Source organism: uncultured Bacillus sp., assembly GCF_958411575.1.
GTDB lineage: Bacteria > Bacillota > Bacilli > Bacillales > Bacillaceae > Bacillus > Bacillus spizizenii.
Genome location: NZ_CATYRA010000001.1, coordinates 612,784 through 630,037 on the forward strand (window position 1 = coordinate 612,784; position 17,254 = coordinate 630,037).

Annotated in this window: 20 protein-coding genes and 1 pseudogene; 3 read left to right on the top strand and 18 right to left on the bottom strand. The window is 45.0% G+C overall.

What is annotated here, in order from left to right; translation table 11 throughout:
• Window positions 1–12: 12 nt before the first annotated feature.
• The 9 genes and pseudogenes from Q5C82_RS03050 to Q5C82_RS03090 form a co-directional block, all read right to left on the bottom strand.
• Window positions 13–687 carry an amino acid ABC transporter permease gene (locus tag Q5C82_RS03050; RefSeq protein WP_003218980.1) on the bottom strand — a complete coding sequence of 225 codons (675 nt, stop codon included), beginning with the start codon at window positions 685–687 and terminating at the stop codon, window positions 13–15.
• 22 nt (window positions 688–709) lie between these two features.
• Entirely contained in the window at window positions 710–1,504 is a 795-nt protein-coding gene (locus Q5C82_RS03055; RefSeq protein ID WP_003218982.1) for an amino acid ABC transporter substrate-binding protein, read from the bottom strand.
• A gap of 24 nt (window positions 1,505–1,528) precedes the next feature.
• Entirely contained in the window at window positions 1,529–2,026 is a 498-nt protein-coding gene (locus Q5C82_RS03060) for a GNAT family N-acetyltransferase (RefSeq protein WP_003218983.1), read from the bottom strand.
• A gap of 13 nt (window positions 2,027–2,039) precedes the next feature.
• Window positions 2,040–3,365, bottom strand: a complete 1,326-nt coding sequence (locus Q5C82_RS03065) for an LLM class flavin-dependent oxidoreductase (RefSeq protein ID WP_003218984.1) — start codon at window positions 3,363–3,365, stop codon at window positions 2,040–2,042.
• A 281-nt stretch (window positions 3,366–3,646) separates the two neighbouring features.
• Window positions 3,647–3,816, bottom strand: a pseudogene (locus Q5C82_RS03070) (hypothetical protein); the annotation flags it as partial.
• Window positions 3,743–4,729 (bottom strand): linear amide C-N hydrolase, encoded by a 987-nt coding sequence (locus tag Q5C82_RS03075; protein ID WP_003218987.1) that lies wholly within the window; start codon window positions 4,727–4,729, stop codon window positions 3,743–3,745. The gene Q5C82_RS03075 and the pseudogene Q5C82_RS03070, both read right to left, overlap by 74 nt.
• A 407-nt stretch (window positions 4,730–5,136) precedes the next feature.
• Window positions 5,137–5,949 carry a sugar-phosphatase gene (gene yidA, locus Q5C82_RS03080; RefSeq protein ID WP_003218991.1) on the bottom strand — a complete coding sequence of 271 codons (813 nt, stop codon included), beginning with the start codon at window positions 5,947–5,949 and terminating at the stop codon, window positions 5,137–5,139.
• Window positions 5,950–5,988: 39 nt separating this feature from the next.
• On the bottom strand, window positions 5,989–6,549 hold the full coding sequence (locus tag Q5C82_RS03085; RefSeq protein ID WP_003218993.1) for a hypothetical protein: 561 nt from the start codon (window positions 6,547–6,549) through the stop codon (window positions 5,989–5,991).
• A gap of 19 nt (window positions 6,550–6,568) precedes the next feature.
• Entirely contained in the window at window positions 6,569–6,964 is a 396-nt protein-coding gene (locus Q5C82_RS03090; protein ID WP_003218995.1) for a DUF3255 family protein, read from the bottom strand.
• A gap of 100 nt (window positions 6,965–7,064) precedes the next feature.
• Between Q5C82_RS03090 and cotNE the strand changes: the two genes are divergently transcribed.
• Both cotNE and Q5C82_RS03100 read left to right on the top strand, forming a co-directional pair.
• On the top strand, window positions 7,065–7,430 hold the full coding sequence (gene cotNE, locus Q5C82_RS03095) for an inner spore coat protein CotNE (protein WP_003218997.1): 366 nt from the start codon (window positions 7,065–7,067) through the stop codon (window positions 7,428–7,430).
• Window positions 7,431–7,680: 250 nt separating this feature from the next.
• Window positions 7,681–8,034, top strand: a complete 354-nt coding sequence (locus Q5C82_RS03100; RefSeq protein ID WP_003218999.1) for a hypothetical protein — start codon at window positions 7,681–7,683, stop codon at window positions 8,032–8,034.
• Window positions 8,035–8,076: 42 nt separating this feature from the next.
• On the opposite strand, the gene Q5C82_RS03105 is transcribed toward Q5C82_RS03100, so the two are convergent.
• A complete protein-coding gene (locus Q5C82_RS03105; RefSeq protein ID WP_003219001.1) occupies window positions 8,077–8,475 on the bottom strand; it encodes a hypothetical protein in 399 nt (132 codons plus the stop codon).
• A 176-nt stretch (window positions 8,476–8,651) separates the two neighbouring features.
• On the opposite strand from Q5C82_RS03105, the gene Q5C82_RS03110 reads away from it, so the two are divergent.
• Window positions 8,652–9,617: an iron-hydroxamate ABC transporter substrate-binding protein gene (locus tag Q5C82_RS03110; RefSeq protein WP_003219004.1), complete on the top strand. Its 966-nt coding sequence runs from the start codon at window positions 8,652–8,654 to the stop codon at window positions 9,615–9,617.
• A gap of 40 nt (window positions 9,618–9,657) precedes the next feature.
• On the opposite strand, the gene Q5C82_RS03115 is transcribed toward Q5C82_RS03110, so the two are convergent.
• The 8 genes from Q5C82_RS03115 to Q5C82_RS03150 form a co-directional block, all read right to left on the bottom strand.
• A complete protein-coding gene (locus Q5C82_RS03115) occupies window positions 9,658–10,005 on the bottom strand; it encodes a YxeA family protein (protein WP_003219006.1) in 348 nt (115 codons plus the stop codon).
• 12 nt (window positions 10,006–10,017) lie between these two features.
• Window positions 10,018–11,886: an ABC transporter permease YxdM gene (gene yxdM / locus Q5C82_RS03120; RefSeq protein ID WP_003219008.1), complete on the bottom strand. Its 1,869-nt coding sequence runs from the start codon at window positions 11,884–11,886 to the stop codon at window positions 10,018–10,020.
• A complete protein-coding gene (gene yxdL, locus Q5C82_RS03125; RefSeq protein WP_003219011.1) occupies window positions 11,861–12,634 on the bottom strand; it encodes an ABC transporter ATP-binding protein YxdL in 774 nt (257 codons plus the stop codon). Before yxdL ends, yxdM begins: the two co-directional genes overlap by 26 nt.
• 145 nt (window positions 12,635–12,779) lie before the next feature.
• Complete coding sequence (locus Q5C82_RS03130) at window positions 12,780–13,757, bottom strand: sensor histidine kinase (RefSeq protein WP_003219013.1); 978 nt, start codon at window positions 13,755–13,757, stop codon at window positions 12,780–12,782.
• Window positions 13,754–14,443 (bottom strand): response regulator transcription factor, encoded by a 690-nt coding sequence (locus Q5C82_RS03135; protein WP_003219016.1) that lies wholly within the window; start codon window positions 14,441–14,443, stop codon window positions 13,754–13,756. Before Q5C82_RS03135 ends, Q5C82_RS03130 begins: the two co-directional genes overlap by 4 nt.
• A 108-nt stretch (window positions 14,444–14,551) precedes the next feature.
• Window positions 14,552–15,424 (bottom strand): 6-phospho-5-dehydro-2-deoxy-D-gluconate aldolase, encoded by an 873-nt coding sequence (gene iolJ, locus Q5C82_RS03140; RefSeq protein ID WP_003219017.1) that lies wholly within the window; start codon window positions 15,422–15,424, stop codon window positions 14,552–14,554.
• Between the two features lie 20 nt (window positions 15,425–15,444).
• Window positions 15,445–16,281 carry a 2-keto-myo-inositol isomerase gene (gene iolI / locus Q5C82_RS03145; protein WP_003219019.1) on the bottom strand — a complete coding sequence of 279 codons (837 nt, stop codon included), beginning with the start codon at window positions 16,279–16,281 and terminating at the stop codon, window positions 15,445–15,447.
• A gap of 86 nt (window positions 16,282–16,367) precedes the next feature.
• Window positions 16,368–17,237, bottom strand: a complete 870-nt coding sequence (locus tag Q5C82_RS03150; protein ID WP_003219021.1) for a sugar phosphate isomerase/epimerase family protein — start codon at window positions 17,235–17,237, stop codon at window positions 16,368–16,370.
• Window positions 17,238–17,254 lie beyond the last annotated feature (17 nt).

The window sequence follows — 17,254 nt, forward strand, 5'->3', positions numbered from 1 at the left end:
CTGATTTCACCTCTAAGTCCGGTATGGCTTGCTCATGGCGCGTTCAAACATGTCCTGCAAAATGCTGTAGATAATGGTAAGAACCCAATAGACAATCGCAACCGCCAAGTACGTCTCAAAATATTTGAGGTTTCCTGATGCGTACATCTTCCCTTGGGCGAACATCTCCATGACCCCTAATGTAAAGGCCAGTGAAGTTTCTTTGAGTAGTCCGATAAATGTATTGCCCGTTGCCGGAATCGCATTTCGGATCGCTTGCGGCAGAATAATCCGTCTGTATGCCTGAAGTTTTGTCATGCCGACAGACAGGCACGCCTCAAGCTGCCCGTCATCAACAGAATTGAGGGCGGCACGGAAAATTTCTGCCAAATAAGCGGCGTTTTTTAAGCTTAGCCCGATGATGGCAGCTGTGAGAGCTGTCATTTTGCTCATCTCCGGAAACAGCTGCGGCAGCCCGTAGTAGATTAAGAACAGCTGCACAAGTGTCGGCACGCCTCTGAAAAAGGATATATACAGCTTTGACAGCTGATGAAGCACTGGAATTTTGTTCTTTGTGATAAGTGCGAGAATAAGTCCTCCGATAATGGCAAAAACCATAGCCGCTATGGCCATAAACAAGGTGATCGGAAGAGCCTGAATTAAAGTCGGGAACGCTGATATCATGAATTCCCAATCAATTGTGTTCATTCTGGTGATTCACCGCCGTTTCTTAATGCTTCTGTTCTACTGTGATATCTTCATTAAAATATTTTTCGGAGAGCTTTTTCAGTGTTCCGTCTTTACGTAATTCATCAAGCGCTTTATTAACTTTTTTGCGGAGCTTATCGTGTGCGTCGTCCTTGGCAAATGGGAATGCAACTTGTTCGTAAACAATCGGATCTCCTGCAAGCTTTAACGGCAAGCCGGTTTTCTTCATTTGCGCGATCAGCACGGTTCGGCTGTTGACATAAGCGTCTACGCGGCCGTAAGCGACATCCTTCAGCGTGCCTTCTTGTGTTTCGTATGTTTTGATATTGATTTTTTTATCAGGATCTTTGCTTTCAAGGTTTTTTGCATGATTTGAACCGAGAACGGCAGCGACCGTCTTCCCTTTTAAATCATCAACTGATTTGATGTCATGATTGTCTTTTTTGACGACAATCTGTGTTCCCGCATAAGCGTATGGTTCAGTAAAGTGATACATTTCCTTGCGTTCATCTGTCACCGCTACCTGGTTGGAAATGGTGTCAAGCTTTCCTGTTTGAAGCTCCCCCATCAGCCCGCTGAATTCAAGCAGCTTCCAGTCCAGTTTCATGTCAATTTTCTTAGCGACCGCTTCCATTACTTCCACATCAAACCCTGTCAGTTTTCCGTTTTCTTTATAAGCAAACGGGTAGCTCTGCCCGGTTGCACCGACATGAAGTACGTTGTCATCCTCTTTACTGCTGCTGTTTCCATTGCCGCAAGCTGAGAGCACCGCTAATAATGCGGCAACGAACAGCACAGTCCACTTTTTCTTTTTCATTTTGATTTCCCCGCCTTTTCTCTTTTATAGGTCATTTCGCAATTGTTTTTTCATATAGACTGTCATATGCCCTTTGCCAAGGTCTTGTTCACCTGCGCGGACATAGCCTTTTCGTTCGTACATCTCAATCAGCCACGGATGCTTATCCGCTGTTCCGAGTGAGACAAACGGAACCTTTAACGTATCGCGGAGGATTGATTCCTCAAGCCATTGAAGCAGTTTTGTTCCGATTCCTTTTTGACCGGTGTCAGGGTCCACGGCGAACCACCAGATATGCGGAACGCCATAAGGTCCCGGCTGCTGTCCCCACGGCATCCTTAAGGAGATGGTCGCAATGATCCGCCCGTCTTCTTCCATGACGTAACAGGCGTTTTTTCGGATATTGTTTAAGACCAGATCTAGATCCGCTTGGGCCGCGGCAAAACGAATGCCGAGCTTTCGAATCGGTTCATAGGCGCGCCATGTCAGCTCGAGAAGCTGTTCAGCATCACGTTCAACTGCAAGGCGATATTGTGCCTTCATAGAGCGTTCCTCCTTACTTTGCATAACGGTTTACCGGCTTTTCCAAACCAAAATGCTCTCTCAATGTTGTGCCTTCATATTCTTTTCTGAACACGCCGCGCTTCTGTAAAATCGGAACCACTTGATCAACAAACACTTCAATTCCTTCCGGAAGAAGCGGAGGCATGATGTTAAACCCGTCACACGCTTTCTTATCCACCCATTCCTGTATCTTGTCAGCGAGCTGCTCCGGCGTACCGACGAAGATATGATGGCCTCTGGAGCCTGCAACATATTTGTAAAGCTCGCGTATCGTCATATTGTCTCGTTCAGCCATTTCTTGAACAAGCTTGAATCGGCTCTTTACCGCGTTGGATGCATCCGCGTCAAGCTTCGGCAGCGGCCCGTCAAGCGGATATGCTGACAAATCAATTCCGCCTAGATAATTTTGGAGAATGTGCAGACCGACGGATGGAATGATCAGATCTTGAAGCTCCTTGTATTTGGCTTGTGCTGCTTCTTCGGTATCAGCAATGATCGGGAAAATACCCGGCATGATTGCAATTTTTTCTGGATCACGTCCGAATTCCGCAGCCTGCTCTTTAATCGATTGATAAAATTCCTGTGCCGATTCCAAATGGTTTTGCGCTGTGAAAATCACTTCAGCCGTTTTGGCAGCCAGCGCTTTCCCGTCCCCTGATGAGCCCGCCTGAATAATAACCGGCTGGCCCTGCGGCGTTCTTGAAACGTTCAGAGGCCCGCGAACCGAAAAATAGTCTCCTTTGTGGTTCAGCTCGTGCATTTTTTCCTTCTCAAAGAATTCACCTGTTTCTTTATTGCGGACAAAGGCGTCCTCTTCCCAAGAATCCCAAAGCCCCTTTACAACCTCAACAAATTCCTCTGCCCGCTGATAGCGCAAATGGTGTTCAAGGTGCTGTTCACCGCTGAAATTCAGCGCTGTTGATTCAATAGATGAAGTGACCACATTCCATCCGGCACGGCCGTTAGACAGATGATCCAATGACGCAAACTGTCTGGCAATGTGAAACGGCTCGCTGTATGTTGTGGAAGCTGTTGCTGTCAGGCCGATTCTTGATGTCACCTGCGCCAAAGCTGAGAGCAAAGTAAATGGCTCAAACCTTGTTAACACATTTGGATGAGACTTGCTGTCGATTGACAGGCTGTCTGCTAAAAACAGCATATCCAGCTTGCCCCGCTCCGCTGTTCTCGCAAGCTCTTTAAAATAATCCAAATTCATGCTTGCATCCGCAGGCGCGTCCGGATGCCGCCAAGACGCCACATGATGTCCTGTACCCGCAAGAAAAACCCCTAATTTGATTTGTTTCTTTTTGCTTGTCATGACGTTACTCCTTTTATCATGTTTTAGGCTGAAAAATCCGAAAAATAAACCCCTATATTCCTAGTTGTTTAATATGAATAAATCAAAATGTACATTTGTATTGCGAGTTTGTCAATGAGTTGAGATTAAATTCTTCTATTCAAGCTGAAAAGACCTTTGCGTGACCATGATGGAACGGCATTGATTCATTCAACTAGTGCAACCTCTATCCTCGGTAAAAAAAACTGAGTCTGATGAAGCAGAGACTCTGTTTTTATTCAAAAATTTCCGCTTTTAATCGCTTTTGGCAAACCGCCTATCCATTCATACGCCGTAACTATCGTATAAAAAAATAAGCTGACTCCGGATTCAAACCGGAATCAGCTTATTGATGTGAATTAATTAAGCTCATGAATGCTCTCTTCTGCTTTAGCGGAAAACACTTTAGGCTCCAAACGGTCAAGGTCTTCATGAAATAAATTTACTTTTTGGATTTGCCGATTGTCATAGAGGTGAAAATAGTAGTTTCCCGTGTCGTTGCACATCACGGAAGTATATTGCGTATAATGGATTTCGTCTTTTTCCGTTATCACCGCGCCCTTGGGTACCGTCATGTTTGCCAAAAGCTGAAAAGCGGCTGTTACACCTTTCGTTTCATCGGCCGCCGGCTCTAGGTGTTCTTTCAAATAAACAGCTCTGACAAACCGGGAAGGCGGTGTATAATCCCCCGGCAAGCCTATAGTTCCTAAGCCTTGGCCAAAAGCGGAAAGTGCTAATCCGCCCATCTCTTTGCTCTCTAATTGTTTCGGTCTTATTCCTGTATATTGCTGCAGATTGGTTACATGCCATATAAAGTCGGGGCTATTCGTCATGACACCTGGTTGATTGTCATAGACTTTTAGGCCCTCTGCTCTCGGTTCTATCGTCAGGCTGCGTCCCGTCCGGTCTGACAATATCCAGTGAAGCGGTAAAACTGTATCCAATAGATCTAATTTTTTCTCTACAATCGTTAAAGATCGCATCTTTTCTTTCACGTCTTCCAAAGACTTACAGGATGACAGCGCCCATGTCACAAACTCATGCGGGGCAATGTGAACAGTGGCTTCCTGTATCGTTTTTTCGTACTCCGCATAGCCCGGAAAATAAAGCGCAGCACACGATAAACCGTTTTCATTAATGCCGTCTGCAAATAAAATATTTCCAAGTTTTCTCCCCATACCGATAAACGCGTACTGTGTCTGATGGGCCTTTCCGTCAGCTTCACTCATCCAATTGTAACGGCGCGGATAGAGAATAACCTCTGTCCCCAACTGAAATGCAAAATCCATTGTTCTCGCTAATAAATGATTCCGGTCAGCAGTTTCCAATGTAAGACTTGTGCACATCTGATTCAGTCCCCTTTCAATTCAGGCTAATATCATACATTTTGTGAACAACTTGTTTTATCAGCATAACGAAAGGCAAATAGATTCGTCAAAAGATTAACATTACATCAAAACGAGGAATCCATCCCAAAACAAAGAATGAACAAGAAGATTCGTTCATGAGAAAAAAAGATACGATGCTGATGTATATAGGGATTTCTTCCTTTTTATTTCTACAGGCCTCTGCAGCAGCAGAGCCAATCAGAAATTATGCAGGTTCATGACCAATCGCTGACGTTCTAAAGAGGCAGCAGGAAAAGAAATCTTAGCGTTCATTCCGCAAAAGGGCTGATGATGTTTACAGACCCGACAGGCACAATAAAACCGCCATAATAAAAAAACCCAGCCTTCTAAAAGGCTGGATATCATTATTTCGCCAAAACAAGCTCGTGAATCGCATGCGCCACGCCATGTTCATTGTTGGAGCGTGTTTGAAAGTTTGCCGCTTCCAATACTTCTGGGATGGCGTTTGCCATGGCAACGCCGCAGCCCGCCCATTCAATCATTGTCAGGTCGTTCCCGTTGTCCCCTATGCACATGACTTCCGCCTGTTCAATTCCAAGCAGCTGTGCCAACTGGCGAACGGCATTTCCTTTACTGGCTTCCGGATGCAGAATTTCATAAAAGAAAGGCGCGCTTCTGACCATTGTATATTTTTCTCTCACGTCTTTTGGAATCGATGTAATGACGTGGCTTAAGTTCTCCGGTTTATCAATAAACATCACTTTCGGGATGAGGATATCTTTTGGCACCTCGTCAATCTTGCGGAAATGAAGCGGCACTTGTGTCACATAGGATTCGTATACGGTAAATTCGCTAATATCCCGGTTAGGCGTATACAAATTAGATGAGTCAAAGAAATGCATCGGTGTCTTCAGCTCTAAGCTCAGGTCATATAATGAAGTCAAATCATCATAACCGAGAGACAGCTCCGTGACCACTTCGTTTGTATGGGTGTTTTGAACAAGCGCTCCATTATACGCGATGACATAGTCGCCTTCTTCAATTAAATTCAGTTCATCTAAATATCTCCGCACACCCCCGATCGGCCGTCCGGTGCAAAGCACAATTTTGACGCCTTCCGCTTTAGCCGCGTGAAGTGCGTTGCGGACCTCCTCTGTTACGTCATGATGATCATTTAAAAGTGTTCCATCCATATCAATTGCAATTAGTTTGTACATCCTGCATCTCCTTCGTGTCGTTTTCAGGCTATAGTCCCATCATATCGTTTTTTCTTTTTGATATTCAACCGGAAGAGATGATTTTCTCCGGATTCTGTTTAGACGCCGGCCTTGTCTTCGGGTACGCGTACGCGGTTTCCGCTTTCTTTTTGTCTCCACGCCGCCGTTTTCTGCTTTTTCCTGTTTCATCAGCAGGAAGCCGGCCGCTAAAAAAGGAATGCTGGTGATATTCAAGATAGCAAGCTTCACACCCGCCGCCGTCAAAAAGAATGCCCATGAAGAGGCAGGATTCCGCCTGATCATGACGTAAGCAGCCATTTCCAGAACAATCAAGATGGCATGAAGCACTACACAATAAATAAGCCATACAAGCGCAAAAAACAACACATAATTCACGATTGCCCCTGAGTACATCATAGCGCGCATCATTTTTATAAACGATAAGGACTGCATCGATCCGCTGATCACATGAGGATTATAGATGGAATAGTCACTCAATAAGTGTTTGATCTTGAGAAAAGCCCATAATATAAATATCCACTGAATGATATGTAAAATAAGTCCTGTTAACACCAGTCTTTCAGCTTTTTTATTTCTCATCTTTCTCCTCCTTGCCGGTCTATGATTTGATTCTTGTCATCGTTTTTGTCTGGCCATTTTGCTCCCATATCAGCGTCCCGTTTTCTCCTCTTTTCAGCGTGCTTTTGAGCGGATAATAAGGTCCGAGATACTGAATCTCGATGGACCCGTCAGTACTTTGGGAAACCACCTTGTATGCCATAAAAGGCAGTTGCACCTCTCCTCTTCCTTCAATCACTTCCGTCTCCACCACCTCGTCTTTGGTAAAGGTGACTGTTGCTGATTTCACGCCGTCCATGGGTCCCGGGGTAATTCCCTCATCCCACGTTCCGAAATAAAAAGGCATTTCCTCTTTTTGTTGTTGACAGCCCGATAACGTGATGCACACAGCAGTTAAAAGCAAAATGCCACATTTGTTTCTCAAGGTGATCACCATCCTTTCCTCCTCTTTTTGGGCAAATGCCGTGGCACTGTGCCAATGACTACATAAGTTATAAGGAATTCACCCACATTTTATTTTTAAGGAGATTGATGACATGAATCCATATCAGTATTACAGCCCGCAGCTTCCTCAGCAGGAACCTTACTATAGCCACTATGAATACAATCCTTATCCGCAGCAGGATGTATACGAGCCCTACCAAATGGATAGACAGCCGGCTTTGGAAAGAAGAATCGCAGCACTTGAACGGCAAAATCAACAGCAGTCGAGAGAATTAACCCGTCTGACAAACGAAGACCGCCGTCAAAATCGGGAAATTGCACGGATTGCTGAACAGGTTAATCAGTTAAGCCAGGCTGTTGAACGCCATACACGCCGCTTAAATCGGCTCAATCAGCGTCTCCGCACAGTAGAAAACAGGCTGAATATCCCATTTACTGCAGGGGAAGGCGGTTTCTGAAGCAGGCAAAGAAAAAATGCGGAATACGATTCTCCCGATTTTCAGGGTTTCGTTTTCCGCAATCCTTATGGTTTTAAAACGGAGCATTTACATAAAAAGGGTTTGTACCAGTATACAATCTTTACCGTTTTCATTCAAAGATAGAGGGGCCGAGGAAAATAATTGTAGTTCCTTATTTACAGAATTTCTTTTTATTGAGGTTGCATGATAATACCGACTCACGTCAATCGATCATATGGAGGAATGATTCATGCATCATACACAACACAGCCTGCAGCAGCTGAACCAATGCCGCCAGACTGCTCAGCAGCTCATTCAGCAAACACAACAAAGCAGTCAGCAATATCGCCAAATGCTTCATCAGGAGCAGCAAAACATCCAAATGCTGCAGCAGATTCTAAACCACGAACAACAAGCGGCACATACCATTCAGCAAGCGCTGCACGGACATGACATGGCCATTCAAAAATGCCAGCAGGTTGTCAACATGTGCAACCAAATGCAGCAGGAACTCACTGGACAATCCAGCGTGATGAATACGAATGTGTCTACACTTCCATTCGGCCAAAACACGCCATTCCAGCAGCAATCCTACCAGCAGTAACATATAAAAAGCTCAACACAATGCTAGTGTTGAGCTTTTTTCTTACTGTTCTTTGCGAATATGTATATCTTGAATTGACTGTTTTGGTGCATGAAATCTGCTCTCGGCTTCACTTCTTGCCTCGGCAAAAGCCCGCGCCTCTACATGATCTTTGTAGACATCCAGCTGAATCAAATACAGCGGACGCACTTTAAAGCCGTGAATAATGGTCACAGCCCACAACGGGAGCACAATAAAAACGCCAGGCAGATCGGGCAAAATAAAACCAAACGCAAAAATGAAAAAATAAATGATTCCGTACATGATCCACTTTCTATTTCTAACCTTGATGCCAATAAATAAAAAGGCAAAAAAACTGGTAATGGCAAAAGGCATGAAAATAAACAGCATCCACCAGCTATGCAGCCATTCCCAAGCGGCACCTCTTTTTGTAATTCCCATATTTTTCTCCTCCTATTTACCTATAATAATCGATTAGGCATACCGCGTCACCCATAAACGGGAAAAACTTTCTCCCTTTAAAATAGTGATAGACGGCGAACAGGTTTCTTGCTATATTATTAATTGATAATGATAATCATTACTAATCAATTAATATACATATTGGGGGGTTCTTGATGAAAAAGAACACATTGCTCGTGGGCATGCTGGTGCTGCTTCTCATGTTTGCCAGCGCTTGCAGCGGCACAGCTTCGAAAGGGAGCTCAGGCGATTCTGCTTCCGAAAAGACAGAAATGAGAACATATAAATCACCAAAAGGGAACGTCACAATTCCTGCACATCCGAAACGCATCGTCACTGATTTTTATGCTGGCGAATTGCTTTCTGTCGGGGCCAATGTCGTCGGCTCAGGCTCATGGTCATTTGATAATCCGTTTTTAAAATCAAAGCTGAAAAATGTGAAGGATGTCGGTGATCCAATCAGCGTTGAAAAAGTGATGGAGCTTCAACCTGACCTAATTGTTGTCATGAATGAAGAGAATGTCGATAAATTAAAGAAAATCGCTCCGACGGTTGTTATACCTTATAACACAGCGAAAAATGTAGAAGGCACAGTCAACATGTTCGGGGATATCGCCGGAGCAAAAGACAAAGCAAAATCATTTATGGCTGACTTTAACAAAAAAGCGGAAGCAGCTAAAAAGAAAATTGCCGATGTCATCGACAAGGATGCAACTTTCGGTATTTATGAAAACACGGACAAGGGTGAATTCTGGGTGTTCAATGACAATGGCGGACGCGGCGGCCAAGCTGTATACAATGCGCTCGGGTTAAAAGCGCCTGAAAAGATTGAACAAGATGTCATCAAAAAAGGAGAGATGAAACAGCTCTCTCAAGAGGTCATTCCTGATTATGCCGCAGATTATATGTTCATTACGGACTACAATCCGAAAGGCGAAAGCAAAACACTCGACAAGCTGAAGGAATCCTCTATTTGGAAAAACCTGGACGCTGTCAAACATAATCGCGTGTTTATCAATGACTTTGACACGTTCTACCCGTACGATCCGATTTCCGTCAGCAAACAGGTGGATATCATCACCGACATGCTGATCAAACGGGCCGAAGAAAATAAAAAATAAAAAAACGGCACAGTCATGACGCTGTGCCGTTTTTTATGATTCACTTTAATTTTGGCTGTACGGAGTCCGGCATATCTTCAAACTTGACTTCTTCCCAAGTCTCGACATACTTTCCTTTCGCCTTCACCTTCAAATACGCGTTCTTCCGAAGCTCTTTGCCGGCGAAAAAGGTCACTTCTTCTTTTTTCCCGGATGCATTATATCCGTCTAATGTATATTCAGTACCGCCCGGGCTAAGATGTCTGCCATCTCGATCAATCTGCACATAGACATCTTGCTGGTGAATAAACGGATTAAATCTGTCTGTAACATCGTTATGAAAAAAGAGAAGCCCGCATATTACGGCAGCAGCCGCCAAGACGGCCAGGATTGCCATTGCTTTTTTCATCTTTGCACTCCCTTACTTGTTCATTTTTTTCAAATAGCTTGACCGCACCGCGAGGAAGAATAGAAGCTGAAAAATGAAAAACCCTCCGATGGTGAGACTGAGCGGCCCCGCTACATCGGAATAGCCTTCCACAGCCAATGTTCTCAAGGCAAACAGCGTATGCATGACGGCAATGACAAATGGAAAGAAGAAAAGAATGGCCAATTGTATTGTCACGCTTTGTGCCATTTCACGCTCACTCAGGCCGATTTTGGCCAGTGAACGGTAGCGCTCCCGGTCTTCATCTAAATCAGTGAACAGCCTGAAATATAAGAAACTTGCTGCCGCGACAAAGAATACAATTGCGATAAACAGGCCGATAAATAAACTCAGGCTCGGCAGCTGCACCGTATCATAGTAAGTCCCGGCTTTTGAAGCAAAATCAGAATGCACGTCGATATAATTGCCGTAAATCTCATTTTGCAAGGATTGGCTGATCTCAAGACTGTCTTTCCAATGATCATAGCTGTAGCCGTATAATGACGCTTTATCACCGAGTGATTTCAGCTGTTCAAAGGTTTGATCATTCACCGCGATGATGGCATTCAATGAAATCAGCGGTTTTTTGACTTCTTTTACCGACAGTTTTTGGCCAGACGGCTTGCCTTTCTGGTTCAGCAGCTTCAGCTGATCCGGCGCTTCGTTTTTGAAATTGCGGTCATACGTGCCCGGGAAGTAGACAGCCTCATCATGTTTCAGGCCGTTCAGCTTGACATGGAAGTATTTTGCCGCATCCGATTCGCTGATCATATACACAGGTGGAACAGTATCTCCTTCCTGATAGCGAATATAGGAAACATCTATTTTGTCTTTCTTATACGTAAAGCCGTGTGTTTTCAGTTCATGGTCAATATCTTTCAAATGAGTCTGTTCTTTTGGATTGTTGCTGAAAGATATATACTCCATCTCATAGGCGGACTCTTCCGCCCCGACTGTCGCTTTGTACATCGCGAGCACGCCTGTCGCCGTAAACGCAACTGCCGAAATAATGCTGACAATAAAGAACAGGCGGGCGTTGTCTTTTAAACGATAGACAAGATCAGAAACCCAAATGACATTTTTCCCGCGCAGATAAAAGGTTTTCCACTTCTTCAGCGCGCGCAGAATCCAGATGCTGCTTTGGCTGAAAAAGAAATACGTTCCGATGACGGTGAGCAGTAAAATGATAAACGGTTCGGTTCCGTGGACATTGCCTTTAAGGACCATGCCGTACCCGCCGCACAGACAGGCGATGCCGAATAAGGACAGTAGCACGGACGGCTTTGGCTCCGGCTTAATCTTGTCAGTGCCCTTTATTAATTTAATAACCGTATTTGATCTGACAAAAAGGATCGTGAACTGCGATAAAAGGAAAAATAAGAGCAGAAATCCGCCAGCCGTAATACCGAGCGCTTTCCAAGGCATATACAAAGGCAGCGCGTCCATTTCTAAAATATAAGCGCCGACCGTAAAGAACGTTTTCGAAAAAATGAAGCCGCCGATAATTCCGGCTGCAATCGACATGACGCCGATGATCATATTTTCCGCAGTAATGAGCTTTCTCAGCTGTCCCGGCGTAATGCCCTGCATAAGCAGGATGCCGAATTCTTTATTTCTCGATTTCAAAAATGCATTAACCGAATACAGAACAAACAAGAAAGAAAAAACAAAGATCATCCATTCCGCGGCGGTTAATCCTTTTTTAGCGATGTTATTCAGGTAGCCTTCCTTTAATGCCGGATGAAACAGGAACATCGCAAAGGTAAAGAAAATCAAAACGGAAAAGGCGCTGCTTAAAAAGAATGCAAGATAGGCCCTTTTGTTTCTCGTGACGTTTTTATAAGCGAACTGAAGAAAGGTCATTCGCGTTCCCCCCCAGCATAGACAGCACATCAAGAATTTGTTCATAAAATACTTGGCGATTTTCCCCGCGGTAAATCTCATTAAACAGTTCGCCGTCTTTTATAAAGATGACGCGGCGGCAGTAGCTTGCCGCAACCGGATCGTGGGTCACCATCAAAGCCGTGACATGATCATTCTGATTCAGGCTCTGCATCGTTTCCATGACGTCTTTTGACGCTTTGGAATCAAGGTTTCCCGTCGGTTCATCGGCCAGAATGAGTGACGGCTTATGAATGACCGCTCTTGCGATGGCGGCCCGCTGGCGCTGGCCTCCGGATACTTCAAACGTCCGTTTGTTGAGTAGGTCTTCGATTCCGAGCTTTGCCGCGATGCCGTGCAGTTTTTCCTCCATGACAGACGGCGCTTCTTTTTCTAGCGTTAACGGCAGCATGATATTTTCACCGATCGTCAGCGTGTCCAGAAGGTTGAAATCCTGAAACACAAATCCAAGCTGCTTTCTGCGGAAATGAGCGAGCTTTGTCCGCTTCAGCCGGTGCGGGTTTTCTCCGTGAATCAGGATATCGCCTGAATCCGGCCGGTCGATCGTTGAAATGATATTCAATAGTGTTGTTTTTCCTGAGCCGGACGGTCCCATCACCGCCGTGAACCCACCTTCTTCTATTGAAAATGAAATTTGCTTTAAGGCTTGATAGGACACTTGTCCTTTATAGGTTTTGTTTATATGTTTGACCTCGAGCATATTCGCCATGAGAATCCTCCTTATCGTTATTGTTCATCAGAAACTGGCTTATCATGTGTCTGCGGAAAGCTCATAAAAAACCCTCCTGATAAGCTGGTACACAAATCTTATCAAGAGGGATGACAGTGTGCTATGCGGTTTTCTTAATGCCTCCTTACACTTTTGTAAGAAATAAAAACTGTACCGCTGTGCCCTTTCCAGGAGCAGAGCTAATCTCTACTTCATGATTCAGTTTTTCCGTGATTTCTTTTACCAGATGAAGGCCTATCCCGGTTGACTCTTGGAAACGCCGCCCGTTTTCGCCTGTGTAATAGGGATCAAACACACGCTTGATATCCTGCGAGGGAATACCAACGCCATAATCTCTTACTTCTAAGACAGTTTTATCCTCCTGCTGATAAATCGTCAGCTCAATCCGGTCACTCATGCCCGCAGAATATTTCACCGCGTTTGTCACGACCTGCCCAATCGCAAATTTCAGCCATTTAGGGTCTGTATAAATCGTATCGTCAGTAAGAATGTTTGTTTTCGGATATACACGGTGCTCAATAAAATACCGTTTATAGCTTTGAATAACGGTTTGAAGAATGTCGGATAAAGAGACCGCTTCTATTTTGAAATCTCGCTCAAACAGGTCGAGCCTTGAGGAATACAGCAATGTTTCCAATCCGTATTCAATCTGCCGGATTTCTCTTTTGATTTGCCCAAAAATGGGCTCGTCCTCTTCCTGAATGATTAAATTAATAACAGAAAGCGGCGTTTTCACTTGGTGCACCCACTGGTTCATATAGGTCACCCTGGCTTCCAGCTTCGCTTCTGTTTCATGAAGCTTCTGATTGTGGAGGCGGTTCAGTTCCATTTGTTTTTCATAAAGCTCAAAACAAAACAGAGAAGAACCCAAATCAGGCACTTCCGCATCCTCCTGATGGGAGCTGAGCCACTGATAAACGCCGCGGTGTTGATACCAGCGATAGATCAAATACGCAGCTAACAACAGCAGCTGTACGCCGAGTATATAGAATAAATGGGCAAGAGAACGCTGGCCCGCAAACCAATAGTACGTAAAAACAAAAATGCCTTGAATCAGGAAAAGCCATATCAAGAGTACATGAGTCCGTAAAAACAGTTTCATGACAGCGGCCTCAACTGATATCCTTCACCGCGGACAGATTCAATCGAAAAAGGCACCCCTAAGTCACGAAGCTTTTTGCGCAAACGGGTGATATATACATTCAGCGTATTGTCATCGATGAACAGATCAGTGTCCCACGTTTTTTCCATTAGCCGGTCTCTTCCTGTTACCTTTTCTCCTCGTTCCAGCAGCACTTCTAAAAGCTTGCTTTCTTTCTTTGACAGCTCGCACTTTTCTTCTTGATAACGCAGTTCAAATCGCTCCACATACAGCTGTGCGCCCTCGAATTCCACGATTCTTTCGCCCTGCTTCACCGCATACTCTCCGTATGCCCTGCGAATCTGGCTTTTGATTTTCGCAAGCACAATATCATAAGAAAACGGCTTTTCAATATAATCATCGCCGCCGTTTTCAATCGCCATCACCTGATCCATTTCCCCGCTTCTGGCTGAAATGAAAATGATCGGGCTTGTGGAGTGCTGGCGGATCTGGCGGCACCAATAATAGCCGTCATAGGACGGCAGGTTGATATCAAGCAGCACCACATCAGGCTTTTCTCGCAAAAAGACATCAAGAACAGCCGTGAAATCCGCGGCGACCACTGTTTGGTATCCGTATTTTTCAAGATAATTCTGCAATAGTCCGCGAATGTCTTCACTGTCTTCCACAATCATGATTTTATTCAAACTGAACCACTCCCGTTTTTTTACGCTGTTGCCATCATCATAATCGTTTCGGGGGTACGGACGCAATACCGCACAAAAAAACCGCCATTCCGGCGGTTTCTGGTCTTTTCAGCCGACCTGCTGCCTAGCAGCTTTACCGGCTGATCCGAACTCCCTCATTTTGTTTCGCACTGTCTCTTCCACGGCTTCAATGCCGGGTGTTATATAGCCGCGCGGTTCGTACAGATCGCTGTTTTCCTGAAACATGCGGCGTGTTTCGTTTGTCCAGGCTACCATACATTCCGTATTGATATTGATCTTCGCGTGGCCGAGCGTGATGGCTTTTTTGATCTGATCCTGCGGAATCCCGGATGCCCCGTGAAGAACGAGGGGAATATCAGTCATGCGGGAGATAGCCTCCATTTCCTTAAATCCGAGATTCGGCTCACCCTGATATTTGCCGTGTACAGAGCCGAGGGCAGCGGCTAGCGCGTCGATATTGGTTTCTTTGACGATCCGCTCACATTCCGTGATATCGGCATAGCGGACCCCGCCGACCAGCCCGTCTTCCATTCCGCCGACCGTGCCGACTTCGGCTTCTACTGACACGTCGTGCTTTGCGGCATAATCGGTGACTTCTTTTGTCATCGCGATATTCTCGTCAATCGGCTGATGAGAGCCGTCAATCATCACTGAGCTGAATCCGGCATCAATGGCCTGTCTGCAGCGTTCCGCACTGCTTCCGTGATCAAGATGAAGCACCACGGGAACGGTAATCGCCATTTCCTCCATTAACGCGCCGACCATGGCGGCAATCGTTTTAAATCCGCCTAAATAGTCGACCAGGCGATCGGAAGCCGCGATGATGACTGGTGATTGCTCCTTTTGCGCCGCTTGCAAAATTGCCTTCGTCCACTGCAAACCGTTGATATTAAACTGGCCGACTGCATATTGCTCCCGCTTTGCATCTTCAAGAAGCTCTTTCATCGATACAAAAGCCATGTCCACCCCTCCTTTATCCATTACATGTTGAAATATTTTGATACGACATCAACCGTTGTTTTTTTCGCTGTTTGAATGGCTTCCTCAGCACTCAGCTTATAGTATTCAGGCCGGAAGAGCTCAACCGATACAACATCAGAGAAGCCGATTTCCTTCAGGGCTGATAAGTGGGCATCTAAGTCAATCGCACCTTGGCCCGGCCATACACGATCCTCATCCGTTAAAAAGCCGATAGGGAAATCTTCGGTATCGTCGATATGATAGATGAAAATTTTCTTTCCGTCCGCCTGCTTTAAGCTTTCAATATTTGAACCCATTGCATGGAAGTGGAAACTGTCAAGGACAAGCCCGACATTGTCACGGTTAACTGTGTTTACGATCTCATACGCCTGTTCAAACGTATTGACCGTACATTGCGGATGGCCGACAAATTCAAGCGCGATTTTTACGCCGTACGGCTCCGCGATATCTGAAAGCTCAGTCAGCACCTCTACACTGCTCTTTTTGATCTCTTCTTTTACAATCTTCTGCTCAGTCACAAGCGGAACGGCCACCACATATTTCACACCGAGGGTTTTGCATGTTTCCATCATGCCTTTAAATTCAGCGATGATCTCATTGTGGCCCTTTTCATCACGATTATTGAAGAAAACGAGTGCGTTTAAGGCAAGCGGTTTGATGTGATGGGTTTGAAAATACTCCGCAAGATCATCCAATGAATGGTCTTTTAAGTACTCCGGCAGCTTATCCATTGTTCGGATTTCAATATAATCATAGCCATGCTTTTCGCATAGTTCTAAATCCTGTTTAAGATTTGAGTTTTCCAATGTTGTTGCTTCATTAAAACAAAGTTTCATGTCAGACTCCCCCATCTGCGTTTTAGATATGAAGGGAGTTCGGCAGGAAGGCTGTTCGCCATATCCCGCCGAACTCCATGCTCAGCTTATGCCAGACCTAATTCTTCTTTCATTTTTTTGAGCATAAATCGGCTTGATTCATCCGCTCTTTCGTCGACCCAAGCAAATACTGCATTCGTCGCAATTCCGTCGAACTTCATTTCTCTCAGTTTTCTGAAAATCGTATCAAAATCAACCTCACCTTGCCCAATGTCCAAATGCTGGTGAACCGTTACTTTTGCGTCAGGCGGATTGACGATGTAGCGCAGGCCATGAGCCGCTTTATGATTAAAGGTATCTGCAAATAAAACATGTGTGAGGCGGTCGCCGGCTTCGTCAAACATGGTCTCAATGTCGCCTTTGCCGTCATCATAGAAGAACGTATGCGCAGTCGAGTAGACAAGATTGATCCAATCCTTGTCAAGCGCGCGGATCATATCCATCGCACCTTTGTGCGTTTCGATAAAATCGTATGGATGGGCTTGAAGATTAAGTTTAATGCCTTCCTTTTCAAAGACTGGCAGAAGCTCATCCATGGATTTGATAAATTTCTCTTCACTTGTTAAAGGATCATATTTTGAACCGCTAAACTCACTGTTCATCAGATCCACTTCAAGTTCAACCGCAATTTCGATCGCCCTTTTCCAATTGCGCACTGCAGCCTGGCGGCGGTCTTCATCAGGACCCGCCCAGTGATAAAGAGGAAGCAGCGATGAAAGCTTAACACCAGTATCCCGTAAAAGCCGCTTTAATTGTTTGATTTTTGCTGAGTCGACTTTCGGATATTTATAAAATGGACAAAAATCCTCGCGCGGCGATAGCTCAATATATTCATAGCCAAGCTCTGCCGTTTTATAGACCATTTCCTCTAACGTTAAATCATCACGATACATCGATGGATCCAATGCTAATTTCATATTTTTCACTCCTCTAT